The organism is Microbacterium sp. NPDC008134, from assembly GCF_042957055.1.
GTDB lineage: Bacteria > Actinomycetota > Actinomycetes > Actinomycetales > Microbacteriaceae > Microbacterium.
Genome location: NZ_JBIBHO010000002.1, coordinates 176,149 through 194,076, shown reverse-complemented (window position 1 = coordinate 194,076; position 17,928 = coordinate 176,149). Strand labels below are relative to the sequence as shown.

Here is a 17,928-nt window from a genome sequence, read left to right as displayed (position 1 = left end):
CTCTCAGTGGTCGGGGGTCGTGTCGGGAGTCGTGTCGGTCGGGGCGCCGCGGGTCAGGCCCGCAGCGGTGTAGTAGCCGGTGATGTGCGCGTGCACGAGGGCGCGCGCGGATGCCGCGTCGCCGGCATCGATCGCCGCGACGAGGGCACGGTGCTCGGCGCGCAGCCGGGAGGCCATCCCTTTCCAGTCCGGGATCGACGCGGCACCGGCCTGCACGTACGACTCGATCGACGAGCGCAGGCCCGCCATCATCGCGGCGATCACGGTGTTGCCGCTCGCCTCGGCCAGGGCGAGGTGCAGCTGCGCGTCGAGAGCGAGGAACTCCGCGGGGGTGAGATCCGGGGCCTCCATCGCGGCGAGCATCCGATGGGCGGGCGCGGTGTCGCGGTCGTGCGCGGTCGCGAGCGCGTGCACGACCGCATCCTCGAGCACGAGTCGAGTCTGCACCACATCCGCCAGCGGGAAGCCGTGTGCGGCCACCTGAAGGCGCAGGAGCTGCGACATACCCCCGGAGGGCGTCGCGATGACGATCGCGCCGGCCTGGGGACCGGAACCCGTCGCGGTGCGGATGAGCCCCATGACCTCCAGCACCCGGAACGCCTCCCGCACGCTGGAGCGTCCAACCCCGAGGTCGGCGGCGAGGTCGCGCTCGGAGGCGAGTCGGTCGCCCGGGTTCAGGCGGCCTTCGAGGAGGTCGCGCTCGATGTGGTCGAGAACCACGCGCCATGCGCGCACCGGCTGCTCCGCCATCCACTGTCTCCTCGCTGTGGTCCGACCACACTCTACGCCGTGTGGTCAGACCACGCAACGCGGGTACGCCGAACGCCGCTCCCCGGGGAGCGAACGGGAGACGGCGGACTCAGCCCAGGCGTCCGCCGGACTCCTGGAGGTAGCAGGTGCCGCACAGCGACTCGTAGGTCGTCACCTCGGGGGCCGCCTGACCGTCGGCCCCCTCGTCGATCGCGACCTGGTCACCGTCGGCCCCCTCGTCGATCGCGACCTGGTCACCGTCGAACACGAAACGCCCACCGATCACCCGACCGTTGAACACGGCCTTGCGTCCGCACCGGCAGATGGTCTTGAGCTCTTCGAGCGAGTGTGCGATCGCCAGCAGGCGCGCCGACCCCGGGAACGCGTGCGTGAGGAAGTCGTTGCGGATGCCGTAGGCGAGCACCGGGATCCCCTCCTCGACCGCGATGCGGAAGAGGTCGTCGACCTGCTCCGGCGTGAGGAACTGCGCCTCGTCGATCAGCAGGCACGCGATGTCATCGGCATGCGCCCGAGCATCGTCGCGCCGTGTGACCAAGAGCGCCTTCGCATCGTCGCCCGGCGCGATGAGGAAGTCCACCTCGCGCGTCATGCCCAGCCGACTCGAGATCTCGGAGGCACCCTTGGTATCGATCGCCGGCTTGGCCAGCAGAACCCGCTGCCCGCGCTCCTCGTAGTTGTAGGCCGCCTGCAGGAGCGCGGTCGACTTGCCCGAGTTCATCGCACCGTAGCGGAAGTAGAGCTTGGCCACCGGCCGGCCTCAGACGTTGATGCCGAGGGCAGCCGCCGTCGCCGTCGTCGACTCCCTCGCCAGCTCGGCGTCCTTGTTCAGTTGCTCGCCGAACGTCGGGATCAGCTCACGCAGCTTCGGCTCCCAGCTCGCGTAATCGTCGGGGAAGCAGGTCTTCAGCAGGTTGAGCATGATCGGCACGGCCGTCGATGCGCCCGGCGACGCGCCGAGGAGCCCGGCGATCGAGCCGTCGCCCGCGGCGACGACCTCCGTGCCGAACTGCAGGATGCCGCCCTTCTTGGCGTCCTTCTTCATGACCTGAGCGCGCTGGCCCGCGTTGATGAGCGTCCAGTCCTCGTCCTTCGCGGTCGGCATGAACGTGCGCAGGCTGTCGACCTTCTTACGGTGGTTCTTCATGAGCTCGCCGACGAGGTAGGTGATCAGGTCGGGGTTCGCGAAGGCGACGCGCAGCATCGGCCACAGGTTGTGCGTGCGCACCTGAGACACGATGTCGAGCATCGAGCCGTTCTTGAGGAACTTCGGGCTGAACGTCGCGAAGGGGCCGAACATCAGCGAAGCCTCGCCGTCGACCACCCGCGTGTCGAGGTGCGGCACCGACATGGGCGGTGCACCGACGGATGCCTGCGAGTAGACCTTCGCCTTGTGCTGCTCGACGATCTTCGGGTTGCTGGTCTTGAGGAACTGTCCGCCGATCGGGAAGACGCCGTACCCCTTGATCTCGGGGATCCCCGAGTTCTGCAGCAGCTTGAGCGCCCACCCGCCCGCGCCGACGAAGACGAACTTCGCCTTGATCTCGTTCGGGGTACGGCCGAGCGTCGTGCGGTACTTGACGAGCCAGGTGCCGTCCTTCTGCCGCTTGAGGGAGCGCACCTCGTGGTTCGTGCGCAGCGTCACGCCCGAATCGGTGAGGTGGTCGAAGAGCTGGTGGGTGAGGGATCCGAAGTCGACGTCGGTGCCGGCTGGCACGCGCGTCGCGGCGAACGGCTCGCCCTTGCGGCGCTTCTGCATGAGCAGCGGGGCCCACTGGTTGATGACGCGCGAGTCCTCGCTGTACTCGATGCCGTCGAACAGAGGCTGCTTCTTCAGCACCTCGTAGCGCTCCTTGAGGTACGCGACGTCCTTCTCACCGCGCACGAAGGTCATGTGCGGGGTGGCGTTGATGAACGTGGAGGGGGCGTCGAGCACCCCCTTGTCGACGAGCGACGACCAGAACTGACGGCTCTGCTGGAACTGCTCGTTGATCGAGACGGCCTTGGCGGGGTCGAGCGGACCCGTACCCTGCGGCATGTAGTTGAGCTCGCACAGGGCCGCGTGCCCGGTGCCGGCGTTGTTCCAGGGGTTCGAGCTCTCCTGGGCGACATCTGAGAGTCGCTCGAAGGCGACGATCTTCCACTCCGGCTGCAGCTCGTGCAGCAGAGTACCCAGGGTGGCGCTCATGATGCCACCGCCGATCAGGACGACATCGACTGTTTCGGTCACCACGACAGTCTAGTTCGCGGACGCGGTCGGGCCGACCACGAGGGCCGGCCCGACCAGACCGCTTCCGCATCGCGGGGATGCCGTGACGCTATCGCGCAGATGCCCGGCTACGCGTGCTCAGGCGCTCAGGCGCTCAGGCGCTCAGGCGCTCAGGCGCTCAGCGAGGATCTCGGCGATCTGCACCGCGTTCAGGGCCGCGCCCTTGCGCAGGTTGTCGTTGCTGACGAAGAGCACGAGGCCCTTGCCCGCCGGAGCCGACTGGTCGGCGCGGATGCGACCGACGAAGCTGGGGTCCTTGCCGGCGGCCTGCAGCGGTGTCGGAACCTCGTCGAGCACGACGCCGGGAGCAGCCGAGAGGAGCTCGGTGGCACGCTCGGGCGTGATGTCGTTCGCGAACTCGGCGTGGATCGAGAGCGAGTGCCCGGTGAAGACCGGCACGCGCACGCACGTTCCCGCCACGAGCAGATCGGGCAGTTCGAGGATCTTGCGGCTCTCGTTGCGGAGCTTCTTCTCCTCGTCAGTCTCGTTGTCGCCGTCGTCGACGAGGTTGCCCGCGAAGGGGATCACATCGAAGGCGATCGGGGCGACGTACTTCTCGGGCTCGGGGAAGTCGACCGCCGAGCCGTCGTGCACGAGGCGCAGGGTGTCGCCCTGCGCGAGCACACCCTCGACCTGGCCGAGCAGTTCCTGCGCACCCGCGAGGCCAGAGCCCGAGACCGCCTGGTACGTCGAGACGATGAGGCGTTCGAGGCCGGCCTCGGCGTGCAGCGCCTTGAGCACGGGCATCGCGGCCATGGTGGTGCAGTTCGGGTTCGCGATGATGCCCTTGGGGCGCTCATCGATCGCGTGCGGGTTGACCTCGCTGACGACCAGCGGCACCTCGGGGTCCATGCGCCACGCACTCGAGTTGTCGACCACGACCGCGCCTGCGGCGGCGAATCGCGGCGCGTAGGCGCGGCTGGCGGTCGCGCCGGCCGAGAAGAGGGCGATGTCGATGCCCGCGGCATCCGCCTGCTCGACGTCCTCCACGATCACCGGGGTGCCGCCGAACTCGATCGCGGTGCCCGCCGAGCGCGCCGACGAGAAGAGCCGCAGCTCGCGGATCGGGAAGGACCTCTCGGCGAGAATCTCGCGCATCACGGTGCCCACCTGGCCGGTGGCGCCCACGATGGCGACGGAGAGTCCTGAGTCGGAGATGCGGGTCATGATGTTCCTTGGCGTCGTGCGGTACTGCGTACGAGGCGCTCGGCGCGGCGTCGGGATGCGGATGCCGCGCCTGGCGCCGATGTCAGGGTTCCGGCGAGTCTATCGCGCAGCCGGAGCCCGGGCGGCGGGTCAGCGACCGGTGCCGGCGTGGACGACGGCTTCGGTGTCGCCGTCGAGACCGTAGGCGGTGTGCACCGTGCGGGCGGCCTCGAGGAGGTCACTGCCGCGCAGCACCACCGAGATGCGGATCTCGGAGGTCGAGATCATCTCGATGTTGATCCCACCGGCCGACAGGGCTTCGAAGAGCACCGCCGAGACACCGGAGTGCGTGCGCATGCCGGCGCCCACGACCGAGAGCTTGCCGATCTGGTCGTCGTGCACCAGGTTCTGGAAGCCCACCTCGGCCTGGTCGCCGGCGAGGGCCTTCAGCGCCGCCGCGGCATCCGCCTTCGGAACCGTGAACGAGATGTCGGTGCGCCCGGTGGCCGAGACGTTCTGCACGATCATGTCGACGTTCGCGCCCGACTTCGCGACGATCTTGAAGATCTCCGCGGCCTTGCCCGGCACGTCGGGCACACCGGCGACGGTGATCTTGGCCTGGCTGAGGTCGGTGGCGACGCCTGCGACGATCGGTTCTTCCATGGCTGCTCCCTCGGCTTCGCGGGGGTTCTTCATACCCTCGCCCAGAACGTAAGTACCCTCGGACGACGAGAACGACGACCGGGCGTGGATGAGGACGCCGTGACGGCGTGCGTATTCGACGGCGCGGATGTAAAGCACCTTCGCCCCGTTGGCGGCGAGCTCGAGCATCTCCTCGCTCGAGACGTGGTCGAGCTTCTGCGCCGCGGGCACGACCCGCGGGTCGGAGGTGAAGATGCCGTCGACGTCGCTGTAGATCTCACAGACATCGGCCTTGAGTGCGGCGGCGAGGGCGACGGCCGTGGTGTCGGAGCCGCCGCGGCCGAGCGTGGTGATGTCGCGGGTGTCGCGGTTGAAACCCTGGAATCCGGCGACGATGACGATCGCGCCCTCGTCGAGGGCTTCGCGCAGACGGATAGGCGTCACATCGACGATGCGAGCGGCGCCGTGCTGCGAGTCGGTGATCATGCCGGCCTGGCTGCCGGTGAAGGAACGCGCCTCGAAGCCCATCGAGTGGATGGCCATCGCGAGCAGCGCCATCGAGATGCGCTCACCGCTCGAGAGCAGCATGTCGAGTTCGCGCGGCGCCGGGATCGGCGCCACTTCGTTCGCGAGGTCGAGGAGCTCGTCGGTGGTGTCGCCCATCGCACTGACCGCGACCACGACGTCGTGACCGGCACGACGGGTGTCGACGATGCGCTTGGCGACGCGCTTGATGCTCTCTGCGTCGGCGACGGATGAGCCGCCGTACTTCTGCACGATGAGGGCCACGTTCACTCCCGGGGATGTCGGGCGGATCCGCCCACCGCTCATTCTACGATCGCGCCATATGCTCCGCTGCGCATGTGACGCCGGGCGACCGGATGCGATCGCGCGTCAGGGAACCGCCGGCGGAGGGAGAGCGGATGCCGGGGGCCGCAGCCGCCCGCCCGTCGCGGCGAACCAGCACCCGGCGATCACGAGCGGGAATCCGATCAGCAGCCCGGGGGTGAGCGGCTCGGCGAGCACGATCGCGCCGAGCACGATCGCCACGATCGGGTTGACGTAGGTGAACAGCGGAGCGCGCACCGGGCCGACCTCGCGGATGAGTTCGAAGAAGGCGAGGAAGGCGACCGCGGTGCAGATCACCGCGAGGGCGAGCAGGGCCCCGATCGCGGGGAGGGTCGGCACCTCGTGCTGAGTGAGCAGGCCGATCGGCAGGTAGAAGACGCCGACCATCAGGAGCGAGAGCGTGATCGTGCCGAGCGACGGCACGTCGGCAAGCTTGCGCGCGACGATGAACGGCGCGGTCGCGTAGAGCACTGCGACGAGGAGCACCTCGCCGGCGGCCAGCAGACTGACCTCGCCGCCGAACAGGCCGGGGCCGGCGACGACGATCGCGACACCGAGGAATCCGACGAGGAGACCGATCGATCGGGCCGGCCGGAGCACTCCGCGGTCGCCGCCGCCGAGCGCGATGAGCGCGGCGAAGAGCGGCACGGTCGCGACGAGGAGGCCGGTCATCCCGGAGGGTAGGGTCATCTCGGCGTGCCCGAGGAGCAGGAAGGGACCGGCCATCTCGACGGCGCCGAAGGCGAGCACCCACGGCCAGTGCCGCCATGCCGCTTTCAGCGCACCGTTGCGTAGCGCGAAGGGCAGCAGGAGGAGCGCGGCGATGAGAGTTCGACCGGCGACGATCGCCGGCGGCGAGAACGATTCGACCGCGATGCTGATGAACAGGTACGGCACTCCCCACAGCAGCGCCATCGCTCCGAAGAGCAGCCATCCGCGCCGCGAGAATCCGGGGTGCTGCGCGTTCATCGTCGAGCCGCGCGCGAGGTCGTCACAGCACGCGCCGCCCTTCGAAGGCGCGGCCGAGGGTGACCTCGTCGGCGTACTCGAGGTCGCCGCCCACGGGGAGCCCCGAGGCGAGACGCGACACCGTGATCTGCATGCTGGTGAGGTAACGGCTCAGATAGCTCGCGGTCGCCTCGCCCTCGAGGTTCGGATTGGTGGCGAGGATGACCTCTTGCACCGTGCCGTCGGCGAGGCGGCTCATGAGCTGCGCGATGCGCAGGTCGTCGGGACCGATGCCGGCGATCGGGCTGATCGCGCCGCCGAGCACGTGGTAGAGCCCGCGGAACTCGCGCGTGCGCTCGATCGCCGCGACGTCCTTCGCGTCTTCGACCACGCAGATGAGCGCCTGGTTGCGACGGGGGTCGCGGCAGATCGCGCACCGTTCCTGCTCGGCGACGTTTCCGCAGATCTCGCAGAATCGCACGCGCGTGCGGATCTCGCTGAGCAGCTCGGAGAGGCGTGCGACATCGAACGTCGGAGTCTGCAGGATGTGGAAGGCGATCCGCTGGGCGGACTTCGGACCGATGCCGGGCAGACGCCCGAACTCGTCGATCAGTTCTTGAACGATTCCGTCGTACATCAGGCGAACCTCGTCGGGGGCTCATAGGGCTCTTCGCGCACGAACGTCGCGCCGAGCACCTGGCGGATCACGGCCTCCCCGTAGCGCTGCACTCCCCCGGGTGCCGGAGCGCGCTCGGTGAGGCGCGGGGCGGCGTTCGCCGAGGACACCTTCACCGGGGCGCTCGCGGGCGCCGGGGCGGTCTGCGCCGATGCGGCCTGCATCGGGGCGGCGGGTGCCGGTGTTGCAGGTGCGGACGAGGCGGGTGCCGACGAGCCGGAGTACGGCGCAGGCTCGTAGGACGGGTCGTACGGCGGTTCGTCGTCGGGGAACGGCGCCTCGTCGTCGCCCGGAAGGGGCGGCTCGTCACGATCGATCGCACCGTCGGTCGGAGGCGTCGGAGCGGATGCCGCCGCCTCGACCTCTTCGGGCTCGTCGTCGACGGGAAGAGAGGGAGCCGCGGCAGCGGGGGCCGCCCCTGCGTCCGCCGCGGCGGCGGGAGCCCCGGTGGGGGCGGCGTCGGACGTCGGAATCGCGGCCACGGCCCACTCCGTCACCGCCCTGGGCGCGGACGCGGGAGTGGACGAGGAACTCGGGTTCTGCGGTCGGGAGGAACCCGCCGGGGCAGGCTCCGTCGGGGCGGGCTCGGCCGGAGTCTGCGCTCCGGCCGAGGATGCCGAGGATCCACCCGAGCGCGGCGCTCCCCCGGTCGACGCGGCACCGCTGGCCGGAAGCGGCGCGGGGCGGTACTTCACGACCACTCCGAGCTCCTGCTGGAGCGCGGTGCGCAGGTGGTCGGACGTGCCGGCCCCTGGGGTCGTGCCCTTGAACTTCGCGACATCATGCTGGCTCGCGAAGCCGATCGTGAGCACCTCTGACTCGGTGTCGTATGCCAGGGGCTGCACGGTCGTGACCACCAGCCACGACGAGCGGCTGATGCTCTCGAGCCGCGTGAGAACGGCCGGCCACGCGGCGACGATGCGGTCGAGGGTCACCGGGCCCGAGGGCACCGGAGCCGGCGCGGGCACGGGCTCGGCAACCTGCTCTGCGGCCGGTCCCACGGCGCGGGAAGCCGACTCCGCGGCAGGAGCGGCCGGGGCGGCAGACGCCACCGGCGTGGCGGGGGCGGATTCGGTCATGGTCTCCGCCGCGGGCGCCGGAGCGGCCACCGGTTCGGCGGCGCGCGAGGAAGCAGCGGGCGCGGGAGCAGTCGGCGCGGAAGCAGTCGGCGCGGAAGCAGCGGGCGCGGGCGTCGCCGGCGCGGCAGGGGCCACAACCGCGGGTACAGCACCGGCTGCGGCATCCGCTCCCCCGGCCAGCACGCGGGCGACCATGAGTTCGAGGTGCAGGCGCGGCGACGTGGCTCCCGACATGTCGTCGAGCGCGGCGCTCACGACGTCGGCGGTGCGCGAGAGACGAGCCGCGCCGAAGGCGGCGGCCTGCGTGCGCATGCGCTCGAGCTCGTCGTCGGCGATACCGCGGAGCACCGCGGAGGCGCCGTTGCCGACGGCGGCGATCACGATCAGGTCGCGGAGGCGCTCGAGCAGGTCGTCGACGAAGCGGCGCGGATCCTGGCCGGTCTGCACCACCCGATCGATGGCGGGGAACGCGGTGGCCGCGTCCGCGATCGCGAGCGCATCGACGATCTCGTCGAGCAGAGCCGCGTGCGTGTAGCCGAGGAGGGCGACGGCGCGCGCGTAGGCGACCGTCACCGTCTCGGAGCCCGCGGGCGAGTCGGAGCCGGCGATGAGCTGGTCGAGAAGCGAGAGCGTGTCACGGGGCGAGCCCCCACCGGCGCGCACGACGAGCGGCAGCACGCCCTGCTCGACCACGACGCCCTCTTCGGCGCAGAGCTTCTCGACGTACTCGAGCATCGCGGCCGGGGGCACCAGGCGGAACGGGTAGTGGTGCGTGCGCGAACGGATCGTGCCGAGCACCTTCTCGGGCTCGGTGGTCGCGAAGATGAACTTGACGTGCGGCGGCGGCTCTTCGACGAGCTTGAGCAGCGCGTTGAAGCCCTGCGGCGTCACCATGTGCGCCTCGTCGAGGATGAAGATCTTGAACCGGTCACGGCTGGGGGCGAACGTCGCCCGCTCGCGCAGATCGCGAGCGTCGTCGACACCGTTGTGGCTGGCGGCATCGATCTCGACGACGTCGAGCGATCCGCCGCCGGCGCGAGAGAGTTCCACGCAGCTCGGACAGGTGCCGCACGGGACGTCGGTCGGCCCCTCGGCGCAGTTCAGGCAGCGCGCGAGGATGCGCGCCGACGTCGTCTTGCCGCACCCGCGCGGGCCGGAGAAGAGGTAAGCGTGTCCGACCCGATCGCCGCGCAGTGCGGTCATGAGCGGGTCGGTCACCTGGGACTGCCCGATCATCTCGCCGAACGTCTCGGGGCGGTAGCGGCGATAGAGGGCTGTGGTCACCAGAACAGCCTACGGCGTGCCACGGACATCGCGGCAGGTGCGTCACTCGGACACACCCGCCGCGAGCGGTCACTCCGGCGGAGCCAGCACCGGGATCGACGTGGTGATCACGGGAACGGATGCCGAGAGACGCGTGCCGTCCTCGCGGCGCGCGTCGGCGAACTGGCGCAGCGTCGGGCGACCGGGGATCAGCGGACCCTGATCGGCGAGCGGGACGACGACCTCCTCGCCCTCGGTCGCGATGTAGGCCTCGTCGCGCACCGTGAACGGCACCGGTGCCCCCGAGCGCACGCGCAGACGCAGTTCGTGGGCCGTGATCGTGACCGTCACCTCGGACTCCTTCCACCGCATCGGGAAGGTCAGCGACGGCCAGGCCGCGGGCAGACGCGGGTCGAAGCTCAGCTCGCCCTCGTAGTCGCGCATGCCGCCGAAGCCGCACACCAGAGCCGTCCACACGCCACCGGCGGAGGCCACGTGCACGCCGTCGGCCGCGTTGTTGTGCAGGTCGTGGAGGTCGACGAAGATCGACTCCTCGAAGTACTTCAGCGCGAGGTCCTGGTACCCGACCTCGGCCGCGAGGATCGACTGCACGACCGCCGACAGGGTCGAGTCGCCCGTGGTGAGCGGGTCGTAGTAGTCGAAGTCGGCGCGCTTCTCCTCGGGCGAGAAGTGATTGCCCTGCAGGAACAGCGCGAGCACGACATCCGCCTGCTTGAGCACCTGGAACCGATAGATCACCAGCGGGTGGAAGTGCAGCAGCAGCGGCCGCTGCGACGACGGCGTGTGCGCCAGGTCCCAGACCTCGCGCTCGAGGAACAGGGAGTCCTGCGGGTGGATGCCCAGGCTCTCGCTGTAGGGGATGAACATCGCCTCGGCGGCACGCTCCCACGACTCCGCCTCGCCCTCGAAGAGACCGGTGCGCTCGACGAGATCGCGATAGTCCTCGGGGTACGTCTCGCGGATCTCGCGCACGACCTCGGCCGCGAAGCGGAGGTTGTAGCGCGCCATGACGTTCGTGTAGAGGTTGTCGTTGACGACGGTCGTGTACTCGTCGGGGCCGGTGACGCCGTGGATGTGGAAGGTCCGCAGCCCGTCCACGGCATCCGCGTTCTCGACCACCTGCGCCGAGCGCCAGAATCCGAGCGTCGCCCACAGGCGCGCGGTCTCGACCGCGATGTCGGCGCCCTCGCGACGCAGGAACTCCGTGTCGCCGGTGGCGCGCACGTACTTGCCGAGCGCGAAGCTCACGTCGGCATTGATGTGATACTGCGCGGTACCGGCGGCGTAGTAGGCGGATGCCTCTTCGCCGTTGATGGTGCGCCAGGGGAAGAGGGCGCCCGCCTCGTTGAGCTGAGCCGCGCGACGGCGGGCCGCCGGGAGCATGAGCACGCGGGCACGCAGCGCGTTACGCGCCCACTGCGGCGACGTGTAGGCGAGGAACGGGAGCACGTAGATCTCGGTGTCCCAGAAGTAGTGTCCGCTGTACCCCGAGCCCGAGACACCCTTCGCCGGGACTCCGGTGCCGTCGGCGCGGGCGGCGGCCTGTGCGAGCTGCAGGAGGCACCAGCGGGTCGCCTGCTGCAGGTCGTCATGACCGCCGATCTGCACGTCGCTGCGCTCCCAGAACGCATCGAGCCAATCGCGCTGGCGCTGGAACTGCGTCTCGACCCCTTCGACCGCGACGCGGTCGAGCGAGCGGCGGCAGCGGTCGACGAGCTCGCGCGGGGGGACACCACGGGAGGTGTGGTAGCTGACGAGCTTGGTGACGGTGATCGGCACCCCGGCCTTGGCCTGCACGCGGAACACGTTCTTCGCGATGTCGGCCTCGACGAGAGCGCGGGCGCTGTACTCGTTCTCGGTCTCGACGATGTGGTCGGCGACGACCGCGACGGTCATCCCGGAATCGGCGACGCGGTACGACAGCGCCGAACGCAGGCCGTCCTGCCAGTGCTCGCCGGGCTCGAGCACGCGATCGGCGATCTTCTCGGCCTTGCGCGGATCGAAGCCCGCTTTCTGCGCGGCGACCGGGGTGCCGGCGTACACACCCGCACCGTCCTGGCGGTTGAGGATCTGGCAGCTGATCGTGACGGGGGCGTCGGAGTTCTCGACCACGACCTCGAGGCGGAGGATCGCGAGGTGGCGCTCCTCGAAGCTGACGATGCGCTCGTCGCGCATGCGCACGCGCTTGCCCGACGGCGTCTCCCACACGACGAGGCGCTCGAGCACGCCCGTGCGCATGTCGAGCGTGCGGCGGTACTCGCGCACGTCGGCCTCGTCGAACGAGATGGGCTCGTCGTCGACATAGACGCGCATCACCTTGGCGTCGGGGGCGTTGACGATGGTCTGCCCCACCTCGGCGAAGCCGTAGGCCTGCTCGGCGTGACGGATCGGCCACGTCTCGTGCAGGCCGTTGATGAACGTGCCGTGCTCGTGGGCGCCGCGGCCCTCGATGTGATTGCCCCGGAGCCCGAGGTATCCGTTGCCGACCGAGAACAGCGTCTCGCCGACGCCCTCCTCGGAGTAACGCGTCTCGATGAGGCGCCACGGGTCGACGGGGAAGCGGTCGCGGTCGATCATGCGGTGGTCTCCGGTGCAGAGTTCGGGGTGGACGGGAGGAAGCGGTCGAGGTCGTCGACGACGACCGTGGCGCCGGCGGCGCGAAGAGCATCGGCGCCGGTGCCGCGATCGACGCCGACGACGTGCGCGTAGCCGGCGGCGGCAGCGGATGCCGCACCGGAGGTCGCGTCCTCGACGGCGACGCTGCGGGCCGGGTCGACGCCGAGCGCCACGGCTCCGGCGCGGAACATGTCGGGGGCGGGCTTCGACGCCAGGCCATCGCGCTCGGCGACGACGCCGTCGACCACGATGCGGAAGTACTCGCGGAGGTCGGCGGCGGCCAGTACCTCCTCGGCGTTCTTCGAGCTCGACACCACACCGAGCGGGATCCCCGCCGCGTGCAGGCGCTCGACCAGCGCGAGCGAGCCCGGGTAGGGAGCGATGCCGTCACGGCGCAGCTCAGCGGCGAAGGCGTCGTTCTTGCGGTTGCCGATGCCGCAGATCGTGTCGGCCGAGGGCGGGTCGTCGACCTCGCCCCACGAGATCTCGACGTTGCGGCTGCGCATCAGGCTCGCGACGCCGTCGTAGCGCTTCTTGCCGTCGACGTAGTCGAAGTAGTCGGCGTCGGTGTAGGCCGGGGTGATTCCCCACTCGGCGAACACGTCGTCGAAGACGGCCTTCCAGGCGCGCATGTGGACCTCTGCCGTCGGCGTGAGCACGCCGTCGAGGTCGAACAGCACCCCTTCTGCGGCGAGCAGATCGGGCAGGTTTTCCGGCACAGAAGCCTCCAAGGAGAAGGTCGAGGGTTTCGGCACTCCTCCGTGCCACCATGACAGCGTAATGGGGAGCCGCGACCCAGAGTAACCCCTGTGGATAGCGTGCGCTCAGAGCATGTCGGCGGTCTGCCGGGCGATCTGCAGTTCCTCGTTCGTCGGCACCACCAGAACCGTCACGGCGGAGGCATCCGTGGAGATCCTCCGGATGCCGCGACCGCGCTCCGCGTTGCGCTCGTGATCGACCTCGACGCCCGCGAACCCGAGCGTCGCGAGGGCCTCCGCGCGCACCCGCGCGGCGTTCTCGCCGACCCCGGCGGTGAACGAGATCACGTCGACGCCGCCGAGCTGCGCGATGTACGCCCCGGCGTACGCCCGGAGTCGATGCACGTAGACGTCGAAAGCGAGCGTCGCCGCCTCCTCGCCCGCTTCGACGCCCGCGAGGATGTCGCGCATGTCGCTCCGACCGGCAAGTCCCTGCAGCCCGCTGCGGGTGTTGAGCAGCGCATCGAGCTCGTTGATCGAGAGACCGGCACGACGCGACAGGTGCACCAGGGCCGCCGGGTCGAGGTCGCCGGAACGCGTGCCCATCACGAGACCCTCGAGCGGCGTCAGCCCCATCGACGTCTCGACCGAGCGTCCGCCGTCGATCGCCGTCACCGACGCCCCGTTGCCCAGGTGGAAGACGAGCTGGCGGAGTTCGCCGAGATCGCGGCCGAGATACGCGGCGGCCGACTCGCTGACGAACTGGTGGCTGGTGCCGTGGAACCCATAGCGGCGCACCCTGTGCTGCTGCGCGAGCTCGGCGTCGATCGCGTACGTGTACGCGGCTGCGGGCAGCGTCTGATGGAAGGCGGTGTCGAACACGGCGACGTGGGGCACCCCGCGGAAGACGGCCTGCGCCGCGAGGATGCCGGCGAGGTTCGCCGGGTTGTGCAGCGGCGCGAGGACCGACAGCTCCTCGATCTGCCGCTCGACGTCGGCGTCGATGAGCGTCGGGGCGAAGAATCGGGCGCCACCGTGCACCACGCGGTGCCCGACGGCGACGGGCGGATGCTCGGCCAGCGAGGGACCGTGTTCGGCGAACTGCTCGAGCATGACTGCGAAGGCGGCATGGTGGTCCGGGATCGAGCGCTCGTCGCTGTACGTCGCGTCGAGCATCGTGGGCACGGCATCCGCAGTGCTGTCGGGGCGCACCGTATGCGAGGCGGCTCCCGTCTCCTGACCGATCCGCTCGATGAGTCCCGAGGCGAGCTCGTGCTCGCGCTCGATGTCGAGGAGGCTGTACTTCAGCGACGACGAGCCACTGTTGATCACGAGGATCGCGCTCATGCGGTCTCTCCCTGCGCCTGGATGGCGGTGATCGCCACGGTGTTGACGATGTCCTCGACCAGCGCTCCGCGCGAGAGGTCGTTGATCGGCTTGTTGAGGCCCTGCAGAACCGGGCCGATGGCGACCGCGCCGGCGGAGCGCTGCACGGCCTTGTAGGTGTTGTTGCCCGTGTTCAGGTCGGGGAACACGAACACGGTCGCGCGCCCGGCGACGGCGGAATCGGGCAGCTTGGCCTTCGCGACTGCGGCGTCGGCGGCCGCGTCGTACTGGATCGGCCCCTCGACGAGCAGTTCGGGGTCGCGCTCGCGCACGAGCGCGGTGGCCTCGCGCACCTTGTCGACATCGGCACCCGACCCGGACTCCCCCGTCGAGTACGACAGCATCGCGACGCGCGGATCGATGCCGAACTGACGGGCGGTCGCCGCCGACGAGATCGCGATGTCGGCGAGCTGGACGCTCGTGGGATCGGGGATCACGGCGCAGTCGCCGTAGACGAGCACCCGGTCGGCGAGCGCCATGAGGAACACGCTCGACACCACGTTCACCCCCGGCTTCGTCTTGATGATCTCGAACGAGGGACGGATCGTGTGCGCGGTCGTGTGCGCGGCACCCGACACCATGCCGTCGGCGAGCCCCAGGTGCACCATCATCGTGCCGAAGTACGAGACATCGGTCACGGTGTCGGCGGCCTGCGCGAGGGTGATGCCCTTGTGCGCCCGCAGCCGTGCATACTCCTCGGCGAAACGCGCGACGTACTCGGGGTCGGTCGGGCTGATCACCTGGGCCGCGGCGATCTCGATGCCGAGCTCGACTGCCCGTGCCCGCACGGCGCTCTCGTCGCCGAGGATCACGAGGTCGGCGACCTCGCGGGCCAGCAGCGTGGCGGCGGCGCGGAGGATGCGGTCGTCCCCGCCCTCGGGCAGCACGATGCGCCGGCGGTCGGCGCGGGCGCGTTCGATGAGGCCGTACTCGAACATGAGCGGCGTCACGACCCGCGACTCGGCGAGTCCGAGCTGCGTCGCGAGCTCGGCGATGTCGACGTGGGTCTGGAAGAGGCCGAGCGCCCGGTCGTACCGCGCCCGCGAATCGGCGGAGAGCCGGCCCCGCGCGCCCATGACCCGCACGGCGGTGTCATAGGTGCCGAGATCGGTGGCGATGATCGGCACCGTCGAGGGGAACCCGTCGAGCAGCTGCGTGATCGGCTCGGGCAGATCGAAGGGTCCGTTGAGGATGATCCCGCTGACCCGGGGGAAGGTGCCGGATGCATCGGCGAGCAGGGTAGCGAGCAGCACCTCGGTGCGGTCGGCGGGGATCACGACGACGGATTCCTCGGTGATGCGCGGCAGCACATTGACCATCGACATGCCTGCGACGACGATCGACAGCGCCTCGCGGGTCAGCCGTCCCTCGTCGCCCTTGATGAGGCGGCCGTCGACGGCGGCGAGGATGCCGCGGATCGACGGAGCCACCAGCGTGCGGTCCTCCGGGATCGCCCAGACCGGCGTGCGCTTCTCGGGGCGCACCCCGCGCACCGCCTCGATGATGGCGTCGAGGTCGGCGGGGTCGGCGCGGTTGACGATCATCGCGAACAGTTCAGCGCGCTCCTGCTCGAGCTCCGTGAGCGCGAGCGCGGCGATCTGCCCGACGGCGGCGGGGACACGGGCGGTCGTGGTGCCGAGCTGCTCGGCCTGCCGCTGCTGGTCGCGTCCCGACAGTACAAGCAGCACGGGGGCGCCGAGGTTCGCGGCGATCCGCGCGTTCACGCCGAGTTCGGCGGGGCTGGCGACGTCGGTGTAGTCGCTGCCGATGATGACCACGGCGTCGCACTGTGCCTCGACGGCTTTGAACCGCGCGACGATCGTCGACAGCGCGCGCTCGGGGTCGTGGCGCACGTCGTCGTAACTGACGCCGATGCAGTCGTCGTAGTCGAGGTGCACGCCGTCGTGGGCGAGCAGGAGTTCGAGGATCTCGTCGCGCTCGGTCACCGAGCGCGCGATCGGCCGGAAAACGCCGACCCGCGGGGTGACCCGCATGAGCGCGTCGAGCACGCCGAGGGCGATCGTCGATTTTCCGGTATGGCCTTCGGCCGAGGTGATGTAGATGCTCCGCGCCACGCCTCCAGCTTAGGCGAACCTCACTTCGGTGCGACCTGAGAGCGACCGGGAAAAAGAAGTGTCAGCACGGCATCGACAGCGCGTCGACGACGGCGGTCGCATCGGCGGCGTACCGCGAGTAGTACGTGGGGTCGAGATTGATCTGCACGCGGTGGATCGCGAGCGACGGGTCCATCGACGGCCAGTCGGGCACCCGCGCCAATCGCTCGTAGAAGAGCGTCGCGGAGGTGGCCGGGTCCATGCGCTGCTCGACGCTCCCCCACCACTCCTGCTGCTGGAAGAGACCGATGCTCGTGGTGCGCGAACCGTCGGGATTCGTGAACCCACTCGTCTCCCAGTCGCCGTAGTCGATGTTGCGCAGGCTGCTCTCGCCCATCGCGGTCATCACGCCGAGGATCTGGCCGTCGCGCGCGAACCCGAGGTCGGATGCCGTCGCCATGATCGTCGCGGCGTTCTCGAGCTGCTCGCCGCGCCACCCCTCGATGCCCGCCGACGGGTAGGTGCGTGGATCGCTCGCACAGATCGCCAGTGGCTTCTCGTGCGCGAGCCCGAGCGGCACGAGCGCGGCGATCCCCGCGACGAGCGCGACGACGCCGACGCCGATCAACACGCGTCGGAGGAGCAGCATCCGCCGCCGACGCCTCGCGGCCCGGGCGCGGACGCCCGGTCGGCGCCGCGCCGCCGGTCGACGCTTCTTCCGGCGGCGCGCGGGCGTGCGCGCACGCGATCGGGGCCCTCTCACTCCGCGGGACCCCCGCGGCGCCCGACGAACACGGCGAGCGCGCCGCCGATCGCGCCGAACAGGTGCGCCTGCCAGGAGATGCCCTGACTCACGCCCACGACGCCCGCGAGCATCGTCGCCCCGTAGACCCCGATCACGACGAGCGCGATGAGCGCGTATCCGATGCGGTGGGCGACACGGCCCGGCGCGAAGACCCGAACGACCGTGTAGCCGAAATAGCCGAACACGAGCACGGATGCCCCGACCGTCACCGTTCCCGGGGCGTTGAAGATCCAGGTGCCGAGGCCGCCGACGACGGCGACGATCGCGGTGACCGTCCAGAATCTGCGGGTGCCCTCGACGGCGACGAGCAGCCCGAGTACGAGGAACGGCACGGAATTGCCGATCAGATGCGCCCAGCTCGCGTGGAGCAGAGGTGCGAGCACGATGCCGAGGAGGCCCTCGGGATCCCAGGAGCGGATGCCGAACCCGGTGAACGATCCGGGAAGCAGCGCATCGGCGAACTGGATCGCCCACATCGCGGCGAGCAGCAGCACGGGTGAGGCGAAGCGCGAGAGAGCGTTCTGCCGCAGAGGAGTGGTGGCGCCGGTCACATCACGATCCTGGCAGGACAGCCCCGGAGGAGGCTGAAAAAGAAAGTGACCCTCCGCGCACCCAGCAGAGCCCGGTTACCCTTGCTGCGTTTCCGCCCTGGGGGAATTGGCCTGGATGCCGCCACGCGGAGAGCCGTCGACAAGTCTAACCGATGCG

Annotated in this window: 14 protein-coding genes and 1 other RNA gene; all 15 read right to left on the bottom strand. The window is 70.1% G+C overall.

Going from position 1 to position 17,928, the window contains the following annotated elements:
* Nucleotides 1-3 precede the first annotated feature (3 nt).
* Complete coding sequence (locus tag ACFY9N_RS11425) at nt 4-750, bottom strand: FadR/GntR family transcriptional regulator (RefSeq protein WP_391478695.1); 747 nt, start codon at nt 748-750, stop codon at nt 4-6.
* A gap of 109 nt (nt 751-859) precedes the next feature.
* The gene (locus ACFY9N_RS11420; RefSeq protein WP_391478693.1) at nt 860-1,519 is read right to left on the bottom strand and encodes a thymidine kinase; all 660 of its coding nucleotides are present in this window, start codon (nt 1,517-1,519) and stop codon (nt 860-862) included.
* Nucleotides 1,520-1,528: 9 nt separating this feature from the next.
* The gene (locus ACFY9N_RS11415) at nt 1,529-2,998 is read right to left on the bottom strand and encodes a malate:quinone oxidoreductase (protein WP_391478692.1); all 1,470 of its coding nucleotides are present in this window, start codon (nt 2,996-2,998) and stop codon (nt 1,529-1,531) included.
* Between the two features lie 141 nt (nt 2,999-3,139).
* The gene (locus ACFY9N_RS11410; protein ID WP_391478690.1) at nt 3,140-4,204 is read right to left on the bottom strand and encodes an aspartate-semialdehyde dehydrogenase; all 1,065 of its coding nucleotides are present in this window, start codon (nt 4,202-4,204) and stop codon (nt 3,140-3,142) included.
* A 129-nt stretch (nt 4,205-4,333) separates the two neighbouring features.
* The gene (locus ACFY9N_RS11405; protein WP_391478688.1) at nt 4,334-5,614 is read right to left on the bottom strand and encodes an aspartate kinase; all 1,281 of its coding nucleotides are present in this window, start codon (nt 5,612-5,614) and stop codon (nt 4,334-4,336) included.
* 105 nt (nt 5,615-5,719) lie between these two features.
* A complete protein-coding gene (locus tag ACFY9N_RS11400) occupies nt 5,720-6,643 on the bottom strand; it encodes a DMT family transporter (RefSeq protein WP_391478687.1) in 924 nt (307 codons plus the stop codon).
* 22 nt (nt 6,644-6,665) lie between these two features.
* On the bottom strand, nt 6,666-7,259 hold the full coding sequence (recR, locus tag ACFY9N_RS11395) for a recombination mediator RecR (protein WP_391478685.1): 594 nt from the start codon (nt 7,257-7,259) through the stop codon (nt 6,666-6,668).
* Nucleotides 7,259-9,661, bottom strand: a complete 2,403-nt coding sequence (locus ACFY9N_RS11390; RefSeq protein ID WP_391478684.1) for a DNA polymerase III subunit gamma and tau — start codon at nt 9,659-9,661, stop codon at nt 7,259-7,261. The genes recR and ACFY9N_RS11390 overlap by 1 nt, the downstream gene beginning before the upstream one ends.
* Nucleotides 9,662-9,730: 69 nt before the next feature.
* Nucleotides 9,731-12,238, bottom strand: a complete 2,508-nt coding sequence (locus tag ACFY9N_RS11385) for a glycoside hydrolase family 65 protein (protein ID WP_391478683.1) — start codon at nt 12,236-12,238, stop codon at nt 9,731-9,733.
* Entirely contained in the window at nt 12,235-12,996 is a 762-nt protein-coding gene (locus tag ACFY9N_RS11380; RefSeq protein WP_391478681.1) for a beta-phosphoglucomutase family hydrolase, read from the bottom strand. The genes ACFY9N_RS11385 and ACFY9N_RS11380 overlap by 4 nt, the downstream gene beginning before the upstream one ends.
* 105 nt (nt 12,997-13,101) lie before the next feature.
* A complete protein-coding gene (locus ACFY9N_RS11375; protein WP_391478680.1) occupies nt 13,102-14,322 on the bottom strand; it encodes an acetate/propionate family kinase in 1,221 nt (406 codons plus the stop codon).
* Complete coding sequence (pta, locus tag ACFY9N_RS11370) at nt 14,319-16,436, bottom strand: phosphate acetyltransferase (RefSeq protein ID WP_391478679.1); 2,118 nt, start codon at nt 16,434-16,436, stop codon at nt 14,319-14,321. The genes ACFY9N_RS11375 and pta overlap by 4 nt, the downstream gene beginning before the upstream one ends.
* A gap of 61 nt (nt 16,437-16,497) precedes the next feature.
* On the bottom strand, nt 16,498-17,064 hold the full coding sequence (locus ACFY9N_RS11365; RefSeq protein WP_391478678.1) for a hypothetical protein: 567 nt from the start codon (nt 17,062-17,064) through the stop codon (nt 16,498-16,500).
* 110 nt (nt 17,065-17,174) lie between these two features.
* Complete coding sequence (locus ACFY9N_RS11360) at nt 17,175-17,771, bottom strand: rhomboid family intramembrane serine protease (RefSeq protein WP_391478676.1); 597 nt, start codon at nt 17,769-17,771, stop codon at nt 17,175-17,177.
* Between the two features lie 41 nt (nt 17,772-17,812).
* Nucleotides 17,813-17,909: signal recognition particle sRNA small type (gene ffs, locus ACFY9N_RS11355), an RNA gene on the bottom strand.
* Nucleotides 17,910-17,928: the final 19 nt, after the last annotated feature.